Source organism: Segatella cerevisiae (genome assembly GCF_024054555.1).
Taxonomy (GTDB): Bacteria; Bacteroidota; Bacteroidia; order Bacteroidales; family Bacteroidaceae; genus Prevotella; species Prevotella cerevisiae.
The window spans coordinates 1-5750 of record NZ_JAMXLY010000080.1; the positions used below are offsets into that span (position 1 = coordinate 1).

General features: G+C 44.7%; 5 protein-coding genes. All 5 read left to right on the forward strand.

Features of this window, described 5'->3' with window-relative positions:
- Positions 1 to 119 precede the first annotated feature (119 nt).
- The 5 genes from NG821_RS12190 to folD all read left to right on the forward strand — a co-directional run bounded on the left by NG821_RS12190 (position 120) and on the right by folD (position 5599).
- Positions 120 to 611, forward strand: a complete 492-nt coding sequence (locus NG821_RS12190; protein ID WP_252761934.1) for a hypothetical protein — start codon at positions 120 to 122, stop codon at positions 609 to 611.
- Positions 612 to 1013: 402 nt separating this feature from the next.
- On the forward strand, positions 1014 to 2354 hold the full coding sequence (locus NG821_RS12195) for an FAD-dependent oxidoreductase (protein ID WP_252761938.1): 1341 nt from the start codon (positions 1014 to 1016) through the stop codon (positions 2352 to 2354).
- A 143-nt stretch (positions 2355 to 2497) separates the two neighbouring features.
- A complete protein-coding gene (locus tag NG821_RS12200; RefSeq protein WP_252761935.1) occupies positions 2498 to 3184 on the forward strand; it encodes a hypothetical protein in 687 nt (228 codons plus the stop codon).
- A gap of 181 nt (positions 3185 to 3365) precedes the next feature.
- Complete coding sequence (gene ffh, locus NG821_RS12205) at positions 3366 to 4715, forward strand: signal recognition particle protein (protein ID WP_252761936.1); 1350 nt, start codon at positions 3366 to 3368, stop codon at positions 4713 to 4715.
- Positions 4716 to 4720: 5 nt separating this feature from the next.
- Positions 4721 to 5599, forward strand: coding sequence for a bifunctional methylenetetrahydrofolate dehydrogenase/methenyltetrahydrofolate cyclohydrolase FolD (gene folD / locus NG821_RS12210; protein ID WP_252761937.1), 879 nt, complete (start codon positions 4721 to 4723; stop codon positions 5597 to 5599).
- Positions 5600 to 5750 lie beyond the last annotated feature (151 nt).

A 5750-nucleotide genomic window follows, 5' to 3' on the forward strand; every position in this document is an offset into this window, starting at 1 on the left:
ATTCAGCCGCACTTGCACACCAACAAGTGCTATCTTTTCTTTTGTCTTAACTCTGTTAAGTTATTAAAAACAATTAAAAATAGCCCCTTCCCAATAGGTGGGGCACAAAATATTTACGTATGAAAAAAAAGTTATTCATCTTGTTGGGAGCGCTCTTGCTGACAGTAACAGCTCATGCCCAGTTTGAAGCAAACAAAACGTATATCGGCGGTTCTCTCTCCGGGTTGAACTTGAACTATAATGGTAAGGATAACCTCCATTTTGGAGTGCAAGTCCAAGTGGGACGGCTGATAGCTGACAACCTGATGGTGCTCGGACAGGCTGGTTATGAGCATACCGGTGGTGACAGTGACATTCCTGACAATGCCATGGTCGGGGCAGGACTCCGTTATTACATTATCCAGAATGGCCTGTATCTGGGACTTAATGGCAAACTTATTCATGCCAACCATAATTACAATGATCTTATGCCGGGACTGGAAGTAGGATACGCTTTTTTCCTGAGTCGGACAGTTACGCTGGAACCAGCCGTCTACTATGATCAAAGTTTCAAGAATCATAGTGATTATTCTACAGTTGGTTTCAAAATAGGGATCGGCGTTTATCTCTGATCCGACAATCTGAAAATATACAGCCTGTTCTTCATTGTGGAGGACAGGCTTTTTTGATGTGAAATCATCGGGCTTTCATCAGAAAAGTCCATCCCCTATATGCTCTTTATTTTGCTCATAAGTGGGGTAGTTGTGCAATATTGTTTCGATTTTCGATTAAGAAAGGTTAAAATACAGCGTGTTCATTTGGTATTTCTTTCAATAAGCGTATTTTTGCAAAATAGAGATAGCAATTTCTATCCTATTTGTTTGAAACTTGCCGTTTGAAGAAGTCTACGGTCAAGAGGAAGGATTGATATTCTTGAGGGATGTATATGGATTTGTTTAAAACGTATTTGAGGTGCTTTTCTACTGAAAATCAAAGAGGAAATTGAAATGGGAATAAACTTGATCAAAGAGAAGATGGTGGATCATGCCTTTGGCCAGAAAGAGACCAGCATAGGCCTGACGATGAAGGAAACGATCGCCGAGGCTCAGCGGTGTTTACACTGTAAAGTTCCACAATGCAGAAAGGGGTGCCCCATTGAGAATGATATTCCTGACTTCGTGCATGAGGTGTCAATGGGGAATTTCGGGTCTGCTATGAATATTATAAATGCCAGGAGTAATCTGCCGGCTATCTGTGGCCGTGTCTGCCCGCATGAAAAACAGTGTCAGGGACACTGCATTCTGGGCAGGAAAGGCGTCCCTGTGCAGATAGGCATGATCGAACAGTTCGTGGCTGACTTTGATACCAAGATGCACCTGACGAGTGAAAAGATCCCGCAGAAGACACGTGGCAAAGTAGCAGTCATCGGATCCGGTCCTGCCGGACTTACTGTAGCTGGTGATTTGGCAAGACAGGGTTTTGCCGTAACGATCTACGAAGGACTGCCTGAACCGGGAGGAGTGCTAATGTACGGGATTCCCGAATACCGACTTCCCAAGGTCGTCGTCAGAGCAGAGATCAAGAAGATCGAAGCTCTGGGTGTCAATTTCGTCTGCAATTGTATGGTGGGCGAGAACGGAGTGAACGTGGACAGTATCTTTAAAGAAGGCTATGATGCCATCTTCATGGGGACGGGAACGGATGTTCCTAAAGACATGGGGGATACGCCGAATGCAAATTTGCTTGGGGTGATCCAGAGTACCTATCTGCTGCATAACTTCAATGCTTATAATGAAGGTGCGATGAGCCGTGACATGGTGCCTGTGCAGGCTGGACAGAAAGTCGGGATCATTGGCGGTGGAAATGTAGCGATGGATGCTGCCCGGACCTGTATCCGTCTGGGGGCTGATGTCACCATTCTCTACCGGCGTACGGAAGCTGAGATGCCTTCCAATAAGGAAGAGTATGCTTTGGCCGTGAAGGAAGGTGTTCGTTTCAGTTGGAAGACGACAGTCAGTGAGTTTATTCCGGGCAGTAACGGTTGGCTGGCAGGTTGTCGCCTGGAAACCCCTGAAGGTGAAAAAACTGAAAAGTTTGACCGTATCTTCCTGGCTATCGGCAGTAAACCTGCAAAGCGTATCGTCAGTACGACCAGCGGAATAAAAGTGGATGATAAGGGATATGTCATTATCTCTGAACGACCCTACGGGATGACAACCAGACGCGGCGTCTTCGCAGGCGGGGATGTTGTCCATCGCCCGCAGACTGTAGTCATGGCTATGAAGGCTGCAAAGCAGGTCGCCTTGGGGATAGAACAGTATGTAGATGCCGTCAAACTGATGAAGGATGTCGGACTGAATATTCCTGATGCCTGACGGCAGGTGACGGGGATCTTCTGTTGAAAAATGGAAGGTGTCCCCGCTCTTCTCTTAACCTTTGCAGAAATGACACTTTGGGGTAAAAGAGACGGAAATGATAATTTTGAATTTATTAGTTTAAAACTCCTTTAAATATTTGCATGTGGCCATTCTATCTCGTACCTTTGCAACATATGAATCGATGTGTCGTTTTGATTCTTTGTCTCCTTGTCGGGATAGTGGCTTATGCCCAACGGACATGCGTGATTGCGGATATGGAGACTCACGTGCCCATAAAGGATGTTATCGTCCATACCAATACTGATCATTGGGCGAGAACAGATTATAGGGGATATTTTGCAATGCATTATTCCTTTGATTCCGCTTCAGTTTCTAAAATCGGATATTTAAAAACATATATTTACAACAAAAATCTCCCGGATACGGTTTTCTTGCTTCAGCAGGCACACCAGTTGCATGAAGTGGAAGTCTTTGGAAATGATTTGGGCAAGCAGAATGCAAATTCTATTGGAAACTCATCCAGTCAGGCAGCCAAGGAAGTTGTCGTGCCAAAAGGTTTGGCTAATTTCAATGCTTTCGGTTGGATGGACAGGAGAGGTAATCGGGATAGAAGGCATCAGAAGAAAGCCCAAAGTGTAATTTCTGAGTTGGATTCACAACAACAGGAAAGTTCAGGGGATCCTATATTGGAAGCCTTCCACCAGCAACAGGCGATAAAGGCAGCTGCAGACAAGGCTAAATTGGAAGCTTTGGAAAAGGCCCGCGAAAAGCAGGCTGCTGAAACGGATCAAAAGAAGAAGGCTGCTGAAAAAGAAATTGCTAACTGATAGGGCGTTTTCAGTTTATTTATGAATAACGGAGACGCTGATCGGTTTGAATTTGTTACCGAAGGTGCGATATTCTTTTAATTTCCAATTTAGTACACTTAATTTTTATATGTTTGTTTGGTTTATCCATTTAATTATTATATCTTTGCAGCACAGTACTTATTACGTTTGAAATTCTAAGATGTTTGAAAATCTAAGCGACAGACTTGAGCGCAGTTTCAAAATATTAAAGGGTGAAGGTAAAATCACCGAGATTAATGTTGCTGAAACGATGAAAGACGTCCGCAGAGCGTTGCTTGATGCTGATGTCAACTATCGTGTAGCTAAGGATTTTACTAACCGTGTCAAGGAAAAGGCTTTGGGCATGAATGTGCTCACTGCTGTAAAACCTGGACAACTCATGGTCAAACTGGTTCATGACGAACTGGTGGCATTGATGGGTGGTGAAGATGCACCTTTCGTGTTGAAGAGCCATCCTGCAGTAGTCTTGATGAGTGGTCTGCAAGGTTCCGGTAAAACAACCTTCAGTGGAAAACTGGCACATTATCTGAAAACAAAACAGGGCAAGAAACCTTTATTGGTGGCTTGCGATGTCTATCGCCCCGCTGCTATTGACCAGTTGAAAGTGGTCGGTGGTCAGATCGAGGTACCTGTCTATGCAGAGCCTGATAACAAGGATGTCAATGTCATCGCTGACCATGCTGTCCAGCAGGCTAAGACGAATGGCAATGATGTCGTCATCATTGATACTGCTGGCCGTCTGGCCGTGGATGAGCAGATGATGCAGGAGATCACCGGACTCAAGGAGCATATCCATCCCGATGAGACATTGTTCGTCGTGGATGCCATGACCGGTCAGGACGCTGTAAATACAGCCAAGGAATTCAACGAAAGGTTGGATTTTGACGGTGTCGTACTGACCAAACTCGATGGTGATACCCGTGGTGGTGCTGCCCTTTCTATCAGAACGGTCGTCAATAAACCGATCAAGTTTATTGGTACAGGGGAGAAATTGGATGCTGTAGATGTCTTCCACCCTTCCCGTATGGCAGACCGAATCTTGGGAATGGGCGATGTGGTCAGTTTGGTAGAGCGTGCCCAGGAACAATTCGATGAAAACGAAGCACGTAAACTCCAGAGGAAAATTCAGAAGAATCAGTTTGATTTCAATGATTTCCTCAAACAGATCGAGCAAATCAAGAAAATGGGTAATCTGAAGGACCTGGCAAGTATGATCCCAGGTGTCGGAAAGGCTATCCGTGACGTAGATATAGATGATAATGCCTTTAAAGGCGTGGAGGCAATTATCAAGAGCATGACGCCTGATGAACGCTCTCATCCTGAAATCCTGAACTCCAGCAGACGCCGTCGTATTGCAACAGGTTCGGGTACGGATGTACAGCAGGTGAACCGATTGATCAAGCAATTTGATCAGACTCGGAAAATGATGAAGATGGTCACCGGTGCAAATATGGCCGGAATGGCAAGGAAAATGCAAGGCATGAAGATGCCTGACATGTCAAAAGGATAACAGATATGACTCTAATAGACGGTAAAGCTACATCAAAGGCTATCAAAGCAGAAATCGCTGAAGAGGTCCGAAAGATCTTGGCAGGCGGAGGCAAGCAACCTCATCTCGTAGCTGTCCTCGTAGGTCATGACGGCGGTTCTGAAACGTATGTCAAGAACAAGATGCTCGCCTGTCAGGTATGTGGTATCAAATCGACGCTGATCCGTTACGAAGACGATGTGAAAGAGGAAGAACTTTTGGCATGCGTGGATCGTCTGAATAAAGACAAGGATGTTGACGGGTTCATCGTTCAACTGCCTTTACCTCCCCAAATCGATGAGCAAAAGATCATTATGGCAATTGATTATAGGAAAGATGTGGATGGTTTTCACCCTGTCAATGTAGGGCGGTTATCCATAGGTTTGCCTTGTTTCATATCTGCTACACCTTTAGGAATCCTGACTTTGCTCCGCCACTATAACATACCTACCAGTGGAAAGAAGTGTGTCATTATCGGACGAAGCAACATTGTCGGAAAACCGATGGCACAGTTGATGATGAATAAGAAATTCGGTGATTGTACGGTCACCGTTTGTCATAGTCATACGAAAGATATTGCCGGGGAGACCCGGGATGCAGATATTCTCATTTCTGCAATTGGAAAACCTAACTTCGTTACTGCCGATATGGTGAAAGACGGAGCTACGGTTATTGACGTAGGTACAACTCGTGTTCCAGACCCGACCAAAAAGAAGGGTTTCCATCTTAACGGGGATGTCAAGTTTGATGAGGTGGCTCCTAAGTGCGCCTTCATAACGCCTGTTCCTGGTGGAGTAGGGCCGATGACAATATGCTCTTTGATGAAGAATACATTGGCAGCAGCCAAAAAGGAATATTACGATTAAATTGAGACAATAAACACTTGATTTTTTATATGATTATCCTCAATTGGGTGATTAATAATTTTGAGTATTCCCCGATATTCATTACCTTTGCATCAATTATCAAAACCTCGTCAAAATGAAACTGATAGAATTTTCAAAACGCTTCCCCGAT

Bases quoted from the DNA above. Each gene is read 5' to 3' on its own strand.
- folD (WP_252761937.1), top strand. From the start codon at position 4,721: ATGACTCTAATAGACGGTAAAGCTACATCAAAGGCTATCAAAGCAGAA.
- NG821_RS12195 (WP_252761938.1), top strand. From the start codon at position 1,014: ATGGTGGATCATGCCTTTGGCCAGAAAGAGACCAGCATAGGCCTGACG.
- NG821_RS12200 (WP_252761935.1), top strand. From the start codon at position 2,498: ATGTGGCCATTCTATCTCGTACCTTTGCAACATATGAATCGATGTGTC.
- ffh (WP_252761936.1), top strand. From the start codon at position 3,366: ATGTTTGAAAATCTAAGCGACAGACTTGAGCGCAGTTTCAAAATATTA.
- NG821_RS12190 (WP_252761934.1), top strand. From the start codon at position 120: ATGAAAAAAAAGTTATTCATCTTGTTGGGAGCGCTCTTGCTGACAGTA.